The sequence below is a fragment of the Microbispora corallina genome, assembly GCF_016863035.1.
Classification (GTDB): domain Bacteria; phylum Actinomycetota; class Actinomycetes; order Streptosporangiales; family Streptosporangiaceae; genus Microbispora; species Microbispora corallina.
Genome location: NZ_BOOC01000014.1, coordinates 37189 through 54544, shown reverse-complemented (window position 1 = coordinate 54544; position 17356 = coordinate 37189). Strand labels below are relative to the sequence as shown.

Annotated in this window: 17 protein-coding genes and 1 tRNA gene; 5 read left to right on the top strand and 13 right to left on the bottom strand. The window is 72.3% G+C overall.

Annotation, left to right across the window (positions count from 1 at the left end):
• Positions 1 to 45 precede the first annotated feature (45 nt).
• Entirely contained in the window at positions 46 to 1416 is a 1371-nt protein-coding gene (locus tag Mco01_RS17060; RefSeq protein ID WP_204057873.1) for a cystathionine beta-synthase, read from the bottom strand.
• A 119-nt stretch (positions 1417 to 1535) separates the two neighbouring features.
• Here Mco01_RS17060 and Mco01_RS17055 point away from each other — a divergent pair, with 119 nt between their 5' ends.
• The 3 genes from Mco01_RS17055 (at position 1536) to Mco01_RS17045 (ending at position 5487) form a co-directional block, all read left to right on the top strand.
• Complete coding sequence (locus tag Mco01_RS17055) at positions 1536 to 2510, top strand: SGNH/GDSL hydrolase family protein (RefSeq protein ID WP_239103674.1); 975 nt, start codon at positions 1536 to 1538, stop codon at positions 2508 to 2510.
• 47 nt (positions 2511 to 2557) lie between these two features.
• Positions 2558 to 3919 carry an outer membrane protein assembly factor BamB family protein gene (locus Mco01_RS17050; protein ID WP_204057872.1) on the top strand — a complete coding sequence of 454 codons (1362 nt, stop codon included), beginning with the start codon at positions 2558 to 2560 and terminating at the stop codon, positions 3917 to 3919.
• A 347-nt stretch (positions 3920 to 4266) separates the two neighbouring features.
• Complete coding sequence (locus Mco01_RS17045) at positions 4267 to 5487, top strand: acetyl-CoA C-acetyltransferase (RefSeq protein WP_204057871.1); 1221 nt, start codon at positions 4267 to 4269, stop codon at positions 5485 to 5487.
• Between the two features lie 54 nt (positions 5488 to 5541).
• Here Mco01_RS17045 and Mco01_RS17040 read toward each other — a convergent pair whose 3' ends face one another.
• The 3 genes from Mco01_RS17040 to Mco01_RS17030 form a co-directional block, all read right to left on the bottom strand.
• Entirely contained in the window at positions 5542 to 5952 is a 411-nt protein-coding gene (locus tag Mco01_RS17040) for a PPOX class F420-dependent oxidoreductase (protein WP_204057870.1), read from the bottom strand.
• A gap of 84 nt (positions 5953 to 6036) precedes the next feature.
• Complete coding sequence (locus Mco01_RS17035; protein ID WP_036332443.1) at positions 6037 to 6255, bottom strand: DUF4287 domain-containing protein; 219 nt, start codon at positions 6253 to 6255, stop codon at positions 6037 to 6039.
• Positions 6256 to 6441: 186 nt separating this feature from the next.
• Positions 6442 to 7227: a Bax inhibitor-1/YccA family protein gene (locus tag Mco01_RS17030; RefSeq protein ID WP_204057869.1), complete on the bottom strand. Its 786-nt coding sequence runs from the start codon at positions 7225 to 7227 to the stop codon at positions 6442 to 6444.
• Positions 7228 to 7691: 464 nt separating this feature from the next.
• Here Mco01_RS17030 and Mco01_RS17025 point away from each other — a divergent pair, with 464 nt between their 5' ends.
• The gene (locus Mco01_RS17025) at positions 7692 to 9146 is read left to right on the top strand and encodes a sensor histidine kinase (RefSeq protein ID WP_239103715.1); all 1455 of its coding nucleotides are present in this window, start codon (positions 7692 to 7694) and stop codon (positions 9144 to 9146) included.
• Positions 9147 to 9148: 2 nt separating this feature from the next.
• Here the strand turns inward: Mco01_RS17025 and Mco01_RS17020 are convergent, their stop codons facing one another.
• The 7 genes from Mco01_RS17020 to Mco01_RS16990 all read right to left on the bottom strand — a co-directional run bounded on the left by Mco01_RS17020 (position 9149) and on the right by Mco01_RS16990 (position 14638).
• Complete coding sequence (locus Mco01_RS17020) at positions 9149 to 10105, bottom strand: asparaginase domain-containing protein (RefSeq protein ID WP_239103673.1); 957 nt, start codon at positions 10103 to 10105, stop codon at positions 9149 to 9151.
• The gene (locus Mco01_RS17015) at positions 10102 to 10857 is read right to left on the bottom strand and encodes a Clp protease N-terminal domain-containing protein (protein WP_204057867.1); all 756 of its coding nucleotides are present in this window, start codon (positions 10855 to 10857) and stop codon (positions 10102 to 10104) included. Before Mco01_RS17015 ends, Mco01_RS17020 begins: the two co-directional genes overlap by 4 nt.
• Before the next feature lie 110 nt (positions 10858 to 10967).
• Positions 10968 to 11040: transfer RNA gene (locus Mco01_RS17010), tRNA-Leu, on the bottom strand.
• 47 nt (positions 11041 to 11087) lie between these two features.
• Entirely contained in the window at positions 11088 to 11618 is a 531-nt protein-coding gene (locus tag Mco01_RS17005) for a peptide deformylase (protein ID WP_204057866.1), read from the bottom strand.
• The gene (locus Mco01_RS17000; protein ID WP_204057865.1) at positions 11618 to 12178 is read right to left on the bottom strand and encodes an ACT domain-containing protein; all 561 of its coding nucleotides are present in this window, start codon (positions 12176 to 12178) and stop codon (positions 11618 to 11620) included. The genes Mco01_RS17005 and Mco01_RS17000 overlap by 1 nt, the downstream gene beginning before the upstream one ends.
• 95 nt (positions 12179 to 12273) lie before the next feature.
• A complete protein-coding gene (locus Mco01_RS16995; RefSeq protein ID WP_239103714.1) occupies positions 12274 to 13608 on the bottom strand; it encodes an NAD(P)/FAD-dependent oxidoreductase in 1335 nt (444 codons plus the stop codon).
• A 223-nt stretch (positions 13609 to 13831) separates the two neighbouring features.
• Positions 13832 to 14638, bottom strand: coding sequence for a uracil-DNA glycosylase (locus Mco01_RS16990; RefSeq protein ID WP_204057864.1), 807 nt, complete (start codon positions 14636 to 14638; stop codon positions 13832 to 13834).
• Positions 14639 to 14778: 140 nt separating this feature from the next.
• Here Mco01_RS16990 and Mco01_RS16985 point away from each other — a divergent pair, with 140 nt between their 5' ends.
• Positions 14779 to 15981, top strand: a complete 1203-nt coding sequence (locus Mco01_RS16985; protein ID WP_204057863.1) for a cytochrome P450 family protein — start codon at positions 14779 to 14781, stop codon at positions 15979 to 15981.
• A gap of 21 nt (positions 15982 to 16002) precedes the next feature.
• Here the strand turns inward: Mco01_RS16985 and Mco01_RS16980 are convergent, their stop codons facing one another.
• Both Mco01_RS16980 and Mco01_RS16975 read right to left on the bottom strand, forming a co-directional pair.
• A complete protein-coding gene (locus tag Mco01_RS16980; protein WP_204057862.1) occupies positions 16003 to 16986 on the bottom strand; it encodes an HAAS signaling domain-containing protein in 984 nt (327 codons plus the stop codon).
• Positions 16983 to 17309: a PadR family transcriptional regulator gene (locus Mco01_RS16975; RefSeq protein ID WP_036332462.1), complete on the bottom strand. Its 327-nt coding sequence runs from the start codon at positions 17307 to 17309 to the stop codon at positions 16983 to 16985. Before Mco01_RS16975 ends, Mco01_RS16980 begins: the two co-directional genes overlap by 4 nt.
• Positions 17310 to 17356: the final 47 nt, after the last annotated feature.

Here is a 17356-nt window from a genome sequence, read left to right as displayed (position 1 = left end):
AGATCACCTGATTTTTCAGGACATGTCCAAAGAGCCCTGATTGCCCTAATGGTTCGCCAGGAACGCGAGGAGGTCCTGGCGGGTGACCATGCCGACCGGCTTGCCGTCGTCGAGGACCACGGCGGCGTCGGCCTTCTCCAGCGCCTCGACGGCGCGGGCCACCGGCTCGCCCGACCCGATCATGGGCAGGAGGGCGGACATGTGGCCGCCGATCTGGTCGTCGGAGCGGACCCGGCCGTGGTAAAGGCCCTCCAGCAGGTCGCGCTCGACGATCGAGCCGACGACCTCGGCCGCCATGACCGGCGGCTCCTCCTTCATCACGGGAAGCTGCGAGACGTTGTACTCCCGCATGATGGAGATGGCGGTGCCGACCGACTCGTGCGGGTGCACGTGGACGAACTCCGGCAGCCCGGACGTCTTGCGCCGCAGCACGTCCCCGACCAGGCCCTCCTCGCTTGAGGTGGTCAGGAAGCCGTAGTCGGCCATCCACTCGTCGTTGAAGATCTTCGACAGGTAGCCGCGGCCGCCGTCGGGCAGCAGCACCACCACGACGTCGTCCGGCCCGGCGGCCTGGGCCACCCTGACGGCCGCGACGACGGCCAGGCCGCACGAGCCGCCGACCAGCAGCGCCTCCTCGCGAGCCAGCCGGCGGGTCATGCCGAACGAGTCCTTGTCGGACACCGCGATGATCTCGTCGCAGATTTCCGTGTCGTACGTGACCGGCCAGATGTCCTCGCCCACGCCCTCGACCAGGTACGGACGGCCGGTGCCGCCCGAGTAGACCGACCCCTCGGGGTCGGCGCCGATGATCTTGACGCGGCTGCCGGAGATCTCCTTGAGGTACCGCCCCGTGCCGCTGATCGTGCCGCCGGTGCCGATGCCGGCCACGAAGTGGGTGACCCGGCCCTCGGTCTGCTCCCAGATCTCCGGGCCGGTCGAGTGGTAGTGGCTGTTCGGGTTCTCCGGGTTGGAGTACTGGTCGGGCTTCCAGGCGTTCGGGGTCTCCCGGGCCAGCCGGTCGGAGACCGAGTAGTACGAGTCCGGGTGGTCGGGGGACACGGCGGTCGGGCAGACCACCACCTCGGCGCCGTACGCCCGCAGGACCGAGATCTTGTCCTGGGCGACCTTGTCCGGGCAGACGAACAGGCAGCGGTAGCCCTTCTCCTGGGCGACGATCGCCAGCCCCACGCCGGTGTTGCCGGACGTCGGCTCCACGATCGTCCCGCCGGGCTTGAGCGCCCCGCTCCGCTCCGCGGCCTCGACCATCCGCACCGCGATCCGGTCCTTCACCGATCCGCCGGGGTTGAAGTACTCCACCTTGGCCAGCACCTGGGCGGGCGCGCCCGCCGCCACCTTGCGCAGCCGCACGAGCGGGGTGTTGCCCATCAGCTCGATCAGCGAGTCGTGTACGCGCACCGCGAAGACCACCTTGGTTTGCCGAAGCTTGTCAGCCTGCTCACAGCCCCGTCCCGAGGGGGTGGCCGGGACTCGGCTAGTTTCTTCTCTCAAACCGTACCGTGACGCGAGGAGGGTGGGTGTTCTGGACGACCGGCGCGGCGCGCGCCGCCCGTCGCATCGCCACCGCCGCCGCTCTGGGCGGCGGCGGGCTGACCGCGCTCGGCGCGGTGACGTACGGCCTGCTGATGGCGGAGGCGATGCTGGCCCGCAGGATCGTCGGCCAGCCCCACGGACTCGACGGCCCCCCGTCCGACGGCGTCTACGGCGCCTACCCCGGCGAGCCCCTCCGCATGGTCGTGCTCGGCGACTCCACCTCCGTCGGCCTGGGCATGACCCGCCCGCAGGACACCCCGGCCGTCGTCATCGCGCTCGGCCTGGCCGCGGTCGCCGAGCGGCCCGTACGGCTGACCGTCGTGGGCCGGTCCGGCGCGGAGTCCGTTCACCTGGGAGACCAGGTCGAGCGGGTGCTGGAGGAGCGGCCGGAGATCGCGGTGATCTTCGTGGGCGCCAACGACGTCACCACGGCCACCCCGCCCGCCCGCGCCGTCCACCACCTCCAGAAGGCGGTCCGCCGGCTGCGCGACACCGGGGCCGAGGTGGTCGTCGGCACCTGCCCCGACCTCGGCACGGTCCGCCCGATCGCCCAGCCGCTGCGGTGGGTCACCCGGCGGTGGTCGCGCCAGCTCGCCGCCGCCCAGACCGTCGCGGTGGTCGAGGCCGGCGGCCGGACGGTGGCGTTCGCCGACCTCCTGGGCCCCGAGTTCGACGCCAACCCGGCCGAGATGTTCGGACCCGATCGTTTTCATCCATCTGCACGAGGTTACCTACAAGCCGCGTACGCAGTGCTACCGTCTGTATGCGCCGCGTTGGGGTTGTGGCCAGAACCCGAACCCGTGCGCGTCGAAGGATCGCAATACCTTTTGGCGGCCATGGCCGTAGAGGAACCCGGCACCGAGGTCACCGCGACCCGCGTCGCCGGCCGGGCGGTCGGCCCTCATGGACGATGGGCGGCGCTGCTCCGCCGGAGACCCGGGCCGCTTCCGAGCGCCTAGAGTCGGTCACCTTACGCGGCCGGGCCATCACCCCCTGTAGGAGTGAAATGATCCGGCCTCACGCGAAACCCGCCCTGACGTTCGCCGCGACCGCCTTCCTGTCGGCCGGCGCGCTGGCAGGCTGCTCCGGTGGCGGCGACGACGCCGCCCGGGACGTCCCGTCCTGGCAGAACACGCACGTGAACGCCGTCAGCCGCGCCACCGTCGGAGCGGGCGTCGCGGCCGCCACTTCGATGAAGGCCGACGGCACGCTGGAGACCGTCGCCCTCGACCTCGCCTCCGGGCGCACCCTGTGGACCCATGCCGCGACCATGGCGGGACGGCTGCCCGGCATGGGCGTGCAGGCGCCGGCCACGGTCGAGACCGGCGGCGGCCAGGCCGTGGTGGTCGCGCTCGACCCCACCCCGCAGGGCAAGGACAAGGTCACGCTGGTCGCGCGGGACGCGCGCACCGGCCGGCAGATCTGGACCCGGCCCGTCCACTCGACGTTCGGCCCGCAGCGCTGCGGGCCGTACGTCTGCCTGTCGGAGAACACCGCCCTGTCCAGCGCCCGGGTCGTCGTCCTCGGGCCGAAGGACGGCAAGGTCCAGTGGCGGCTGCAGGGCATCGCCGAGGTCGAGTGGTCCGACCCGGCGCGGGTCGTGCTGCTGCGGCTCGCCTCCCACCCCGTGCTGGAGTCCCACGACGTGAAGACCGGCAAGGTCGTCTGGCAGCTCCCCATCGAGCAGGCGCTCGGCGAGGGCGTCGACATGTCGGGCGGCTGGGCGTTCGGGGCGACCAGGGACAAGCTCGTCGGGTACGTCGCCCCCTACACCAACCCCCAGACCAAGCAGACCTCGACGTTCGGGCTGTTCTCCGCCCGGCTGTCCGATGGAGCGGTGGACTGGATGCGGCCCTCGGTCGTGCGCGTCTACCCCAGCGGCAACCCGGCCTTCGCCCCCGTCGTACGGCCCGTCGACGAGCAGGGCCAGTACGGCGGCTTCGCCCGGCTCGACGCCGAGACCGGGCGGGTCCTCGGGCAGATCACCCCGACGCAGGTGCCCGGCACGGGCTGGTGGCTGGCGTTCCCGCCCGGGATGGACAAGCTCGGCTTCCTCAAGCGCGACGCCCCCGGCACGGTCTACGACCTGAGCACCGGCGAGCCCACCCCGGTCAAGGGCGCCAGCGGATGGTCCTTCTGCGTCACCGACCCCAAGCCGCTGGCGCTGCGCGGCATGACCCCCGGCTTCTACTCGATCGCCGCCCTGTGCGAGTTCGACCTGGCCACGGGCAGGCGGGTCACCTCGTCCACGCCGCCTCCCTCGTGGTTCACGGGCAGCCAGAACGGCTGGCGCATCTGGCGCGACGAGCGCGGCGCCCTGCACGCCCTCAACGACGGCACCGCCACCACCCCCGGCATGTACGGCTGACCTTCCTCGCCCGGGCGATCCGGAGGGGCGCGCCGCCGTCTGGACTAAGGAAGACGGCGGATCCCGGCCGTCCCGACGGTGAGCGGGAAACGCCCGAGCGATCCGGAGGGGCGCGCCGCCGTCTGGACGGAGAAGCGAGCGGGGAGCGAGGAACGATCGACCCCGAGCGACGAAGGAAGACGGCGGATCGCGAGCGCCCCGATGGTGAGCGGGAAGAGCTGTGCAGTGGTACAAAGTTCTGTTCCGGCGGCCCCCAGGCGTGGCGGGCGGCGTACCGAAGGGTAACCTCCGGGAGGAGGGCCGCCCGAAACCCTGAGCGGGGTGGCACGAGCAGGCAGGAGACGCACATGCCCGAGGCAGTCATCGTGGCGACCGCGCGGTCGCCCATCGGCCGCGCGTTCAAGGGGTCGCTCACCGGGATCCGTCCGGACGACATGACCGTTCAGATGATCCGGGCCGCGCTGGCGAAGGTCCCTCAACTCGACCCGAACGACGTGGACGACCTGATGCTCGGCTGCGGCCTGCCCGGGGGCGAGCAGGGCTTCAACATGGCCCGCGTGGTGTCCGTGCTGCTCGGGCTCGACGGCGTGCCGGGGACGACCGTCACGCGGTACTGCTCGTCGTCGCTCCAGACCACCCGGATGGCCTTCCACGCGATCAAGGCGGGCGAGGGCGACGTGTTCATCTCGGCCGGTGTGGAGGCGGTCTCCCGGTTCGTGAAGGGCAACTCCGACTCCCTCCCCGACACGACCAACCCGCTGTTCCTCGACGCCAAGGCGCGCACCGACAGGGCGGCCGAGGGCGGGGCGGCGGCCTGGCACGACCCGCGCGAGGACGGCGCGCTGCCCGACGTCTACATCGCGATGGGCCAGACGGCCGAGAACGTGGCCGGGCTCAGGGGCGTGTCGCGCCGCGAGCAGGACGAGTTCGGCGTGCGGTCGCAGAACCTCGCGGAGAAGGCCGTCGCGAACGGCTTCTGGGAGAGCGACATCACCCCGGTGACGCTGCCCGACGGCTCGGTGGTGGCGAAGGACGACGGCCCCCGCGCGGGGACGACGTACGAGGCCGTGTCGCAGCTCAAGCCGGTCTTCCGTCCCGACGGCACGGTCACGGCGGGCAACTGCTGCCCGCTGAACGACGGCGCGGCCGCGGTCGTGGTGATGAGCGACACCAAGGCGGCCGAGCTGGGGATCACCCCGCTGGCCAGGATCGTCTCGACCGGCGTGACCGGCCTGTCCCCGGAGATCATGGGCCTCGGGCCCGTCGAGGCGTCCCGCCAGGCGCTGTCCCGGGCCGGCATGGCGATCGGCGACGTGGACCTCGTGGAGATCAACGAGGCGTTCGCCGCCCAGGTGATCCCGTCGTACCAGGAGCTCGGCATCGACCTCGACCGCCTCAACGTGAACGGCGGGGCGATCGCGGTCGGGCACCCGTTCGGCATGACCGGCGCCCGGATCACCTCCACGCTGATCAACGGCCTGCGCTTCCACGACAAGTCGATCGGGCTGGAGACCATGTGCGTGGGCGGCGGCCAGGGCATGGCGATGGTCCTGGAGCGGCTGTCCTGACCCGAGGCCGGCCGCGGGCGGGGAGGACCCTCGCCGCCCGCGGTCGTCTCCGCGTCAGCCGTGGTGGTCGGGGCCGGCCCGGGTCGGCTCGATTCGGATGATCACCCGCTTGTCCCTCTCCATGGCGGCCCGGTAGTCGTCCCAGTCCGGGTGCTCGCCGCTGATGTCGCGGTAGTACTGGACCAGGTGCTCCATGGCGTCGGGGAGCGAGACGATGTGAGCGGTCCCCTCGACCTGGATCCACGGGCCGAAGAAGGCGTCGGTCGTCACGGTGAGGACGACCTGCGGGTTCTCACGGAGGTTGCGGGTCTTCACGGCGGTTTCGCGGCTGCTCACCACCAGGTGGCCCTCGGCGTCGAGGCCGACGGTCACCGGAGAGGTCTGCGGCCGCCCGTCGGGGTGCCAGGTCAGCATGATCGCGCGGTGGTTGTCCTTGACGAACGCACGCGCCTTGTCGAGATCCATGTGACCATCATGCAGACAAGAAGGCGCCCGCACCGATCCGGTGCGGGCGCGGCCGTACGTGTGGACGGCGTCCGTCCCGTCGTTCTACCAGCGGCGGCGCCGCTCGTGCTCGAGAACGATGGCGGCGGCGTAGCCGTGGCTCAGCCCGTGCTCGTCGGCGAGCCAGTTGGCCCGCTCATCACAGCGCAGGAACGACGGGCCGTTGTCGATGGCTTCGAACCACTCGGGGAGGTCGCGCCCGGTTATGGACGGGACGCGGGCGATCAGCTTGTTCTGGGTCTCCGGTGAGTGGTTCAACGACATGGGCACCTCCACGGAAAAGGCTGCTTTGTGTCACAGTGCATCACCGGTCGGCGCTTGACAAGCCCCTGGCGGACATCGATTCGTTACGAGATGTTGATCGAAGATTACGCCGTGCGCGGTCCTGTCCTGCTATACGCCGAAAAGAGCGCCCTTCAGGACGAAGAGCGCTCCCCCGGCCGGCTCGGGTCAATCGTTGTTCGTGAAGTAGCTGATGAACCGAAGGATCTCCAGGTAGAGCCAGACGAGGCTGAGCGTCAGGCCGAAGGCCATCAGCCAGGAGTACCGCTCGGGCACGCCGCTCCGCACCCCGCGCTCGATCTCGTCGAAGTCGAGGAGCAGGAAGAAGCAGCCGAGCAGGATCATGGCGGCGCTGAAGATCCAGCCGACGGGGCTGTCGGCCCGCAGGCCGAGGCCGCCGCTCACGAAGATGCTCGCGATCCAGTTGATCAGCATCAGGCCGACGGCGGCGAACCCGGCGGCGACCACGAACTTGGCGAACTTCGGCGTGGGCCGGAAGATCTTGAGCGCGTAGACGGCCAGCGTGCCGCCGAAGGCGACCATCGTGCCGAGGACGGCCTGCAGGACGATCCCGCTGTAGAAGTTCTCGTACATGTGGCTCAGCACGCCGATGGCCACGCCGTAGCAGACCGAGTATCCGAGGATGAGCGCCGGGTTGGTGCTCTGCCGGAACGAGACGATCAGCCCGAGGACCAGGCCCACCAGCATCGCCGGGGCGGCGAGCCCCCAGCCGACGTTGAAGTACCACGCCAGGGCGGCCGAGAGCACGAGCGTGCCCAAGGTGAGGAAACCGCGCACGACGACGTCGTCCATCGTCATCGCCCGGGCCGTCGGCGGCGCGTACGACGGGGCGGCGTACATCGCGTCCAACTGCTGCACCGTCGGCTCCGGCCCCGTCCACGCCCGCTGACCGGCCGGCCCACGCCGGCTGAATATCGGGTTCTTGCTCTCCATCGCTGCCTCCACGACGCGACCTTGCGATCAGCCCTTGCACGGCTCAGTGGGGATGGTGCCCGCGGAGCGGCGCTCCCACAAGTGGGGCCCGCCACCTCGCCGTCTCGTCCAACGACCCGGCCCTGTGCCGAGTTCCCCCAGGCCGCGGCCCCCGCGACCGTCCCCGAAAGCGGCACAAACTGGGATGGTTCTTTTACTTGAGAAATTCCAGTTAGTGCTAGCGTAAGGCCTGTACGCGCAAACATGTGCCGTGACCTGGCAGAAGGCGTCCATCTCAGACGCTGTGGCCTCACGCGGCACCACTGGAAAGCATGAAGGCGGGTCACGGGAACTCGCCATCGCAGTCGCATCCACAGCGGTCAATCGGCGGCGCGGCACGCGCCCGGGAGCGACAGGGCCGTCACTCACTCTCCGCATGTGCCTGGACGATCGCCCGCCTCCCGAGGAGGACGGCCTTGAGTCACGTGAAAGGCCCGCTCATCGAGCGGCTACGCAGGACCCCGGCCCGGCTGGGACCGCGGTCGATCAAGGGACGGCTCACGGTGCTCGTGACGCTCCTCGCGGCGATCCTCCTGGCGCCGACCGGCCTGGTCGGGGCGCTGACCGCCCGTCAGACGTTCTCCAGCACCCTGTGGCTGGACGCCCGGAGGCAGGCGGTCCTCACGGGCGCCGCCGTACGGGCCGGTCAGCTCCACGACGCCGTCCGGCCGCGGGTGGCGGGCGTCGACCTCGTCCAGGTCGTCGGCGCCCACAGGGAGGTCCTGGCGTCCTCGCCGGCCGCCCGGGGGCTGCCGGTCCTGAGCGACGCCCTGCCGACCGCCCTGGACCCGATCAAGGAGGTCCGCACCTGCCGGATTCCCGGACTCGGGTGCCTCCACCTCGCCGCCGTGCGCCTGTCGCCCTCACCGTCCTCCCCCGTCGTGTACGCGGGGCGGCCCGTCTCGGGCCTGAACCCGGTAGGTGTGTTCGATTCCTTCTTCATCGCGGAGGTCGCCGTGCTGCTGGTCCTGACCGCCTGGGGGACTTGGAAGATCGCCGGGCGTACGCTCCGCCCGGTCGAGGGCATCCGCTCCCAGCTCGCCGCCATCAACGTGCACGACCTCAGCGAGCGCGTGCCGGAGCCGTCCGGCCACGACGAGGTCGCCGAACTCGCCCGTACGGTGAACGGCACGCTCGGCCGCATCGAGAAGGCCAAGAGCGTCACCGAGCGCGCGCTGCGCCAGCAGCGTCAGTTCGCCGCGGACGCCTCCCACGAGCTGCGCACCCCGCTGGCGGGTCTGCGCGCCCAGCTGGAGGAGGCCCAGCTTCACCCGCAGGAGACCGACCTCGGCGACCTGCTCGAACACGCCCTGTCCGACGTCGACCGGCTGGAGGGGATCATCGGCGACCTCCTGCTGCTCGCCCGCGTGGGGGCGCTGCAGCCCGAATCCTGGACGCCGCTCGACCTCGGCGACCTCGTCAGGCAGGAGACCCGCCGGCGCTGCGACCGGCTTCCGGTTCGGCTGCGCCTGGAGGACGGCGTCACGGTCAACGCCTACCGGGGCCACCTGGCCAGGCTGCTGACCAACCTGCTGGACAACGCGCAGCGGCACGGCCGGCGCGGGGTCGAGGTCGCCGTCCGCCGCTCGGACTCCATGGCGGAGCTGTCCGTCAGCGACGACGGCGCGGGCGTGCCCGAGGCCGACCGGGAGCGCATCTTCGAACGCTTCACGCGTCTCGACGCCGCCCGCAGCCGCGACCAGGGCGGCAGCGGCCTCGGCCTGGCCATCGCTCGCGACATCGCGGACGCGCACAGCGGGACGCTCGAGGTGGAAGAGTCGCCGTCCGGCGGCGCACGGTTCGTCCTGCGGCTGCCCTTCGAGGGGTGCCCGCCGCAGGACGAGGCGCCGGCCATGAGGCAGCCGCTGAAGACCGCCTGAGGTCAAAGGCGGGCGAAGTAGTCGCGGACCGCCTCGCGTCCGCCGCCGCCCAGCGCCGCCATCAGGGCGCCCCGAGCCTTCACCGGCGCCAGCCCGCGCGCCCCGACCGCGCCGACCTTCGCGGCCATGCCGTGCCCGTACGGGAGGTCGCCGAGCCCCGCAGGACCGGTCCGCGCCCGGGACGCCACGACCACCGGGATGTCCCACTCGGTCAGCTCCGCGATCGTGGACAGCAGCCCGACGGGGACGTTGCCCATGCCGGTGCCCTCCAGGACGATCCCGCGGGCCCCGGCGTCGACGACGGCGGACAGGAGCCCGGGCTCCATCTCCGGGTACGTCTTGATCAGCGCGACCTGGGACTCCGGGTCGCCCCGTGGGTCGGGCGGGCGCGGAGGCGGGGCGGCGGCCGTCGTCACCCGGCCGTCCGCCACCCGGCCCAGCTCGGGGAAGGGCGCCGAGGAGAACGCCGGCCCGTCCCCGGCGGCGTCGGCCAGCGTCACCCAGCGGGCCGCGTGCAGGACGCCGTCCAGGCAGGCGACGGCGCCCACGCCGCGCAGGGCGGGGTCCGCGGCCGCGGCGAGGGCGTCGGCGAGGGCGCCCGGGCCGTCGAGCGGGCGCAGGGCCCCCGTGAACACGAGACCGCCCAGGTGGGCGGCTGGCCCGGCGAGCAGGTCGGCCAGGAACGCCGTCTCCTCAAGGGTGTCCAGGCCGTGCGTGACGACGACGCCGTCGAACCCCTCGTCGAGGAGGGCCGAGCGGGCGCTGCGGGCCAGCCGGAGCATGGTCGAGGGCGAGGTGTCCCAGGACGGCTCGGCCGGTACGTCCTCGACGACCACGTCCGCGTCCGGCCTCCGCGGGAGCGCGGCCAGCAGGTCGGCGCCCGTCGCGAGGCCCGTGCAGCCGGGTCCGCTCGGGTACGCCATCACGTCGCCGGTCGCCAGCAGCAGCACGCGCCTCACGGCGTGGGCCCGCCTTCGGCCTCCGATGCCACCCCCAGCTGGTGCTCCAGCCGTTCGATGCGCTCCACGAGCGGCCGGACCTCCTTGCGGACGACAGCCGCCACCAGCGCGGCCGGATCCTGGGCCTGGGCCTGGCCCTGCGCCTTCATGTGGACGTAGCCGGCGAGCGCGGCCGCGACCGCCCGGCGGGTCAGTTTCGGCTCCGCGCCCCGGGAGCGCAGCAGGTGCCCGGCCGCCCCCTCCGGCTCGGAGGCCAGGCCGAGCAGCAGGTGCTCACAGCCGATGTAGTTGTGGCCGAACGCCTGGGCCTCGGTGACCGCCAGCTCGAGCGCGTTCGCGGCGTGCCTGTCGAACTGGATCGGCTGCCCGCTCCCGGAGGAGGACGCGGGGCCGCCCAGGTCGTGCTCCAGCTGGGTGGGGTCGATGTCGATGGCCCGCAGAACCTGCAGGGCCAGGTTCTGGCCCTCGGCCAGGATCCCCGCCAGCAGGTGCTCGGTGCCGACGGCCGCCGCGTCCCGCGCCCGGGCGTGTTCGACGGCCAGGCGAAGGGCCGTCCGGGACCGCGCGGTGAAGTGGGCGAGCCGCCCGGACGAGACGTCGACGTCCATACCCCCCACCACCGTCTCCCTGATGGCCGTGACCCGGCGTACGGCCTGCTCCAACGCCCGCTGGCAGATGGCGGAGACGGGCAGACCGGCGTCCTTCACGGCCTCGGCCAGCTCGTCGGGCAGGTACACGTTGATTTTCGGCATGAGGCCTTTATAACCCCCAAGGGGTTATAAAGATATAACCCCATGAACGCCACCAGGTGAGCCCGATGGGAGTGCCTGGTCACGGGCCGATTCGACAAGAACAGAGTCAGTGCCCCCGGCGGGACTCGAACCCGCATCACAGCCCTTTTAAGGGGCTTGCCTCTGCCATTGGGCTACGGGGGCGCCGCGATCATATGTCAAGGATCACTCAGGTGTAAGCAAGTTACGTCTTAAGCGGCTTGTCCCCCCTTTCTGGCAGGGTGAACGGCACGGGCGCCGGCGACGCGGTCGAGGAACAGAAGGCCGTCGAGATGGTCGATCAGATGCTGGACGCAGCGGGCTTCGAAGGCGTCGGCGTGGACGGTGAGCGGCTCCCCCGTACCGGGCCGTACTCCTCGCAGCGTGACCCGGGTCGCGCGGGGTACCTCCGCCACCAGGCCGGGCACCGACAGGCAGCCCTCCCGTGCCGCCTCCCAACGGGCCGCCTCCACGACCTCGGGGTTGGCGATGACCACTTCTCCGGCGCACGACCTGCTGGAAGGATTCCCGGAAACGTCCAGGCACATGAGCCGCCAGCCCAGTCCGAGCTGCGGCGCGGCGAGACCGTGGCATCCCGATAGCCCGCGCATGGTGGCCAGCAGGCATGCGGCGACCGCGGTGACCGCGTCGTCCAGGGGGTCGACGGGGGTGGCGGAGCGCACCAGCGCGGGGTGCGGCGCGGTGACCACCCCCAGCGGGCCGGTACGGCCGTCGCCCGCCATCACAGGACCGCCGGCTCAGAGGGGCGGAAGGCGATCCGCCAGTCGTCGAGGGCGTCCGCCGTGCGGCGCATGAGCGAGGCGACGTCGGCGTGGCCGGGCAGGTCGACGTCGGCCACGACGGCCAGCAGGCCCCCGCTCGTCCGGCTGGTCATCGATGTGATCGCGCAGCCGGCCTCGGAGAGGAGCCCGGTCACCACGGGCAGGACGTCGCCGCGGGAGGGGCCGTGCAGGGTGAGGACGTACGGCAGGCGCTCCGCGGAGGACGGCGCCTCCTCCGGGGCCCGAGGCAGGGCGGAGGAGGCGCGCACGAGGTCGGCGACGGCGATGGCGAGGCCGGGGAAGCGACGCGCCAGCCCCTCCCCCAGACGGTCGGCGGCGAGCCCGGCGGAGATCACGAGCGTCATGGCCAGGTAGCCGCTGAGCAGCATCATCGACGAGTCACCGATGGCGCCGCGGTCCGCCAGCGCCCTGGTCACCTCGGCCACCACGCCGGGGCGGTCCCGGCCGACCACCGTCACCGCGTAGAGCCCCAATGTCGTCCCCCTCCGTCGCAGTCGCACAGGACCGCACCGCCGACGGAAGGGGAGCCGGCATCGCGCTGTGGGCGCCCGCACGGCGGACGCCCCAGGGCGGGACGCCTGCCGCACGGTCACGACTAGCGCTTGCGACCGCTCTCCGCGGCGGCCCGGAACTCGTCGCGCGGGTTCTCGATCTCGCCCAGCGAGATCGTCTCCCGCTTGAAGAACAGCGACAGCGTCCAGTCGGCCACCACCCGGACCTTGCGGTTGACCGTGGGCACCCGCGACAGATGATACGTCCTGTGCATGAACCACGCCGGGAACCCGCGGAGCTTGACCCCGTAGACGTTCGCGACGCCGCGGTAGAGGCCGAGCCCGGCGACCGATCCGGCGTACTTGTGCCGGTAGTCCTGTAGCTTCTCGCCCCGCAGGTACGCGGTGATGTTGTCGGCCAGCACCTTGGCCTGCCGTACGGCGTGCTGGGCGTTGGGCGCGCAGTACTGGCCCGGGTTGGTCACGTCGGGCACCCCGGCGATGTCGCCGGCGGCGAACGCGCCCTTGGTCCCGGCGACGGTCAGCCGGGTCGTCGTCTTGATCCGGCCACGCTCGTCGAGCGGCAGGTCGGTCGAGTTCACGACCGGGCTCGGCTTGACGCCGGCGGTCCAGACGATCGTGGCCGCCTCGAACCGGTCGCCGTCGGAGGTCACGACCTGCCCGCCCTCGCAGGACTGCAGGAAGGTCTCCATCTTGACCTCGATGCCCCGCTCGCGCAGCTGCTCGGCCGTCCATTCGCCCATCTCGGGGCCGACCTCGGGGAGGATGCGGTTGCTGGCCTCGATGAGGACCCAGCGCAGGTCCTTGCTCTCGATGCTCGGGTAGTACTTGATCGCGTCCTCGGTCATGTCCTCGAGCTCGGCCAGCGCCTCGATGCCGGCGAAGCCGCCGCCGACCACGACGAAGGTGAGCGCCCTGCGGCGGATCTCCTCGTCGTCGGCCGACTCGGCGCGGTCGAGGAGGGCGAGGACCCGGTTGCGCAGCGCGATGGCCTCGCCGACCGTCTTGAAGCCGATGGCGGCGTCCTCGAGGCCCGGGATCGGCAGCGTCCGGGAGATCGATCCCGCCGCCATCACGATGACGTCGTACTCGATCTCGCGGGAGTGGCCGACGGCCGGCTCGAACGTCAGGGTCCTGGCCTCGTGGTGCACCTTCGCGACCCTGCCGTTGAGGATGCGGACCTTGGGCAGCACCCGCCGCAGCGGAGCCACGACGTGGCGCGGGGAGATGTTGCCGGCGGCCGCCTCGGGGAGGAACGGCTGGTAGGTCATGTACGACTGCGGGTCGATGAGCGTGATCCGCACGCTCCCGTCACGGAGCTCCCTCCGGAGCGTGCGCTGGAGCCGCAGGCCGGTGTACAGGCCCACGTATCCACCGCCGACGATGACGATGTGCTTCGACTTGCGGTTCACTACGATGCCCTTCACTCGACGCTTGTGAAAGCATTCACAAGCCTACGTCACGAGACGGCATCCGGGCCAATCGCCCTCGGGGGCAACTTCGTGGAAATTTCTCCTTTAGCCGGTTTTGCCTGGTCTTCGCGCCGGAAACTTCGCTCGATTTTCCTTCGTGACGCACTTCACACTCGTGAAAGCTTTCACAAGCTCCCCGCGCCGGCTGTGCGGCGGCGTCCCTGACCCGCTAGGACGCGTCCTCACCGGCGAGCTGGACGGCCCTGGCGAACACGGCGTCGAGCATCTCGGCCGTGACGCGCCCGGTGAACGTGTTCTGCTGGCTCGGGTGGTAGCAGCCGAGCAGGGTGACCCGTGCCGTGCCGTACGAGAGGGGAACCTCGACGCCGTGGCCGAAGGGCGGCCGGCGGGGCGGCAGGACGTAGCCCGCCTCCCGCAGCGCCGGCCACACCGCCTGCCAGGCGAAGCCGCCCAGGGCCACGACGACGCGGGCCGAGTGGGCGACCAGGGCGAGTTCGCGGGCGAGCCAGGGGAAGCAGGTGTCCCGCTCCTCCGGCGTGGGCTTGTTGGCGGGCGGCGCGCACCGGACGGCGGCCATCATCCGGGCACCGATGAGCCGCTGCCCGTCCCCGGCGTGGACGCTCGTCTCCTGGGCCGCGAGCCCGGTCCGGTGGAGGGAGGCGAACAACCAGTCGCCGCTGCGGTCGCCGGTGAAGATCCGGCCGGTGCGGTTCCCGCCGTGGGCGGCCGGGGCGAGCCCGACGATGAGGGTGCGCGGGTTCTCGTCGCCCCAGCCCGCGATCGGACGGCCCCAGTAGGTCTCGGCGGCGAAGGCCCTGCGCTTGACGTCGGCCACGTCCTCCCGCCACTCGACCAGGCGCGGGCAGGCCCGGCACACCGACTGCCGTGCCGCGAGCTCGGCCGGCGTACGGCTTTCGGCCGCGAGCTTGGCGACCTCCTGCGCGTCGTGGGCGACCGGGGTGCCGGGGTCGGCCGGGTCCTCGGGCCAGCCCGAGCCGGGAGGAACGGAACTCATGACTCGATCGTGCCAGCTCCGTCGCCGTGCCCGCGCCGTGACGTGCATCCCGGGCACGGGCACCCTGCGCCCGGTCCAGGCCCCCCGGCCGTCCGGAAGGGAGATCTTTCCGGCGGCCCGGGGGTGGGTACGTACGGCCCGTGTCCACCGACTCCTGCCCCCCGTTGTCCGGTCCCTCCTTCGACGCCGACCCCTACCCGGCGTACGACTGGCTGCGGCGCAACGCCCCCGTCGTCCGCCTGCCCCTGCCGGGCTGCTCGGCCTGGCTGGTCACCCGGTACGAGGACGCCGTCGCCGCGCTCACGCACCCCGCCCTGTCGAAGGACCCGGCCGCCGGATCCCCCGAGTGGCGTGCCGCCCGGCTCGGCCTGCCGCTCGACCATCGCCCGACGATGGCCAGCCACATGCTGAACGCCGACGGGGCCGAGCACGCCCGCCTCCGCAGGCTGGCGAGCGCGGCCTTCACGCCACGGCGGATGCGGGGGCTGCGGGCGCGGGCCCAGGAGGTGACCGACGAGCTGCTCGACCGGCTCGAGGGGCCGGAGGCCGACCTGATCGCGGCCCTCGCCTACCCGCTTCCCATCACGATCATCTGCGACCTCCTGGGAGTCCCCGAGGAGGACCGGGAGGAGTTCCACCGCCACGCCTCGGTCATCGACTCGGCGGCCGTCTCGGACATCGACAAGGTCACTGAGGCGACGGACGCCCTGGAGCGGTTCCTCGCCGACCTCGTCGCGCTCAAGCGCACACGGCCGGGCGACGACCTGCTGACCGACCTCGTCCGCCGGTCCAACGGGGGTGAGATCGACGGCGACGAGCTGATCTCGACCGCGTTCCTCCTGCTCACGGCCGGGCACGAGACGACCGTCGCACTGATCGGCAACGGCCTGCTCGCGCTGCTGCGGCACCCGGGCCAGGCCGCGGCCCTGCGCGCCGACCCGGCCCTGCTGCCCGACGCGATCGACGAGATGCTGCGGTACGACGGCCCGGTGCGCAACGCGACGTGGCGCTTCCCCACCGCGCCGGTCGTGATCGGCGGCCAGGAGATGGCGCCCGGGGAGCCCGTCCTCGTGTCGCTGCTGTCCGCCAACCGCGACCCGGCGGCCTTCTCCGACCCCGACGCGTTCTCCCCGGGCCGCGTCGGCGAGCCGCACCTGGCCTTCGGACGCGGCCCGCACTACTGCATCGGGGCCGCGCTGGCGAAGATCGAGGCCGAGGTCGCCATCGGGACCGTGCTGCGGCGCTACCCGGACCTGGCGCTCGCGTCGGACGCCGCCGGGCTCCCATGGTGGCCGAGCGCCATCATGCGCGGCCTGTTCTCCCTTCCCGTACGGCTGCGCTGACCCGTACGGCCGCGCTGAGGCTCAGCGGCCCGGGGAGGGCGACGGGGACCCGGACGCGGAGGGAGAGGCGGAGGCGGAAGGGGAGACCGAGGGCGACGGGCTCGGGGTCGCGCAGGCCGCTTCCCCGGGCCCGTCGTCACCCGGCGGCATCTCCATCGGCCGCAGGTCCAGCGGGAACGCGTTGCGCAGCGGCGGCTCGCCCCCGCACGGGACGACCAGCGACTGCCCGGACAGCTCCGGGTCGACCGTGATCGGCCTGCCGTCCTGGTCGTACAGGCGGACGCCGTGGAGCGGGGTGCCGTCCTCGGCGTAGGGGAAGATGTTGGTCACCTCTCCCCCCGCGAAGGCCGAGACGTCCTGCACCCGCACCGCGTACCGCGGCCCGCCCCCGTCGAGCGCCACGTCGGCCTCGCTGGGCCGGCCGGGGACGTCGGCGAGCGCGCCGATCACGACGATCGCGGCGACCACGTTGGCCGCGGCCGCCGCCGCCCTCCCCCAGCGGGTCGCGGCCGGTCGCGACCGCCGCGCCAGCCAGACCGACGCCCAGACGAGGACGAGCGTGAACACCCAGCCCGCGAGGTCGCGCGGCACCAGCGAGCCCTCGCCGATGACGCCGAGCACGGCGAGGGCGAGCGCGTAGCCGCGCAGCACCCACCAGGCGGGCCGCAGCTCCGGCGCGAACGCCACCGCCTGCCGGTACGGCGGCAGCGCGAGCAGCCGCGCGTGCGCCGCGCGCAGGGCGGCGGCCGTCCTCGCGCGGGCGCGGGCGGTCCGCCTGCGCGGGTGTCCTGCGGGCCTGCCCCCGTAGGCGGCCCGCAGTTCGGCGGCGTACGCCTCGGGCGAGCCGAGCCGCTCCTCCAGCGACTGGCCCGGCTCGGCGGCGACCTCGGACAGGTGGTCGTCGAGGTCCTCCAGCAGTTCCTCCCGCTCCCTGTCGGGCAGGTCGGCGAGCGCCTCCCGGACGGCGCCGGCGTACTCGCGGGGGGTCATCGGGGAGTTCGTCACGTGCTCAGCTCCTTGAGCAGGTCGTCCATGGTGGCGGCGAAGGCGGCCCACGTCGTCGCGGACGAGGCCAGCTGCGCCCGCCCCACGTCGTTCAGGCCGTAGTACTTCCGGTGCGGCCCCTCGTCGGAGGCGACCACGTAGGAGGTGAGGGCCCCGGCCTTGAAGAGCCGCCGGAGCGTGCCGTACACGGAGGCGTCTCCGACGTCCTCCAGCCCGGCCTCGCGCAGCCGCCGGACGACGTCGTAGCCGTAGCTGTCGCGATCGGCGAGCACCGCGAGGACGGCGAGGTCGAGAACGCCCTTGAGGAGCTGACTGCTGTCCACGGCATCGCACAGTACTACGCATAGCGCAATAGCGGCAAGATCGGGCC

Excerpts from the sequence above, each read along its gene's own strand:
- Mco01_RS17050 (WP_204057872.1), top strand. The coding sequence starts at position 2,558 with ATGATCCGGCCTCACGCGAAACCCGCCCTGACGTTCGCCGCGACCGCC.
- Mco01_RS17045 (WP_204057871.1), top strand. The coding sequence starts at position 4,267 with ATGCCCGAGGCAGTCATCGTGGCGACCGCGCGGTCGCCCATCGGCCGC.
- Mco01_RS17040 (WP_204057870.1), bottom strand. The coding sequence starts at position 5,952 with ATGGATCTCGACAAGGCGCGTGCGTTCGTCAAGGACAACCACCGCGCG.
- Mco01_RS17035 (WP_036332443.1), bottom strand. The coding sequence starts at position 6,255 with ATGTCGTTGAACCACTCACCGGAGACCCAGAACAAGCTGATCGCCCGC.
- Mco01_RS17030 (WP_204057869.1), bottom strand. The coding sequence starts at position 7,227 with ATGGAGAGCAAGAACCCGATATTCAGCCGGCGTGGGCCGGCCGGTCAG.
- Mco01_RS17015 (WP_204057867.1), bottom strand. The coding sequence starts at position 10,857 with ATGCCGAAAATCAACGTGTACCTGCCCGACGAGCTGGCCGAGGCCGTG.
- Mco01_RS17005 (WP_204057866.1), bottom strand. The coding sequence starts at position 11,618 with ATGGCGGGCGACGGCCGTACCGGCCCGCTGGGGGTGGTCACCGCGCCG.
- Mco01_RS16990 (WP_204057864.1), bottom strand. The coding sequence starts at position 14,638 with ATGAGTTCCGTTCCTCCCGGCTCGGGCTGGCCCGAGGACCCGGCCGAC.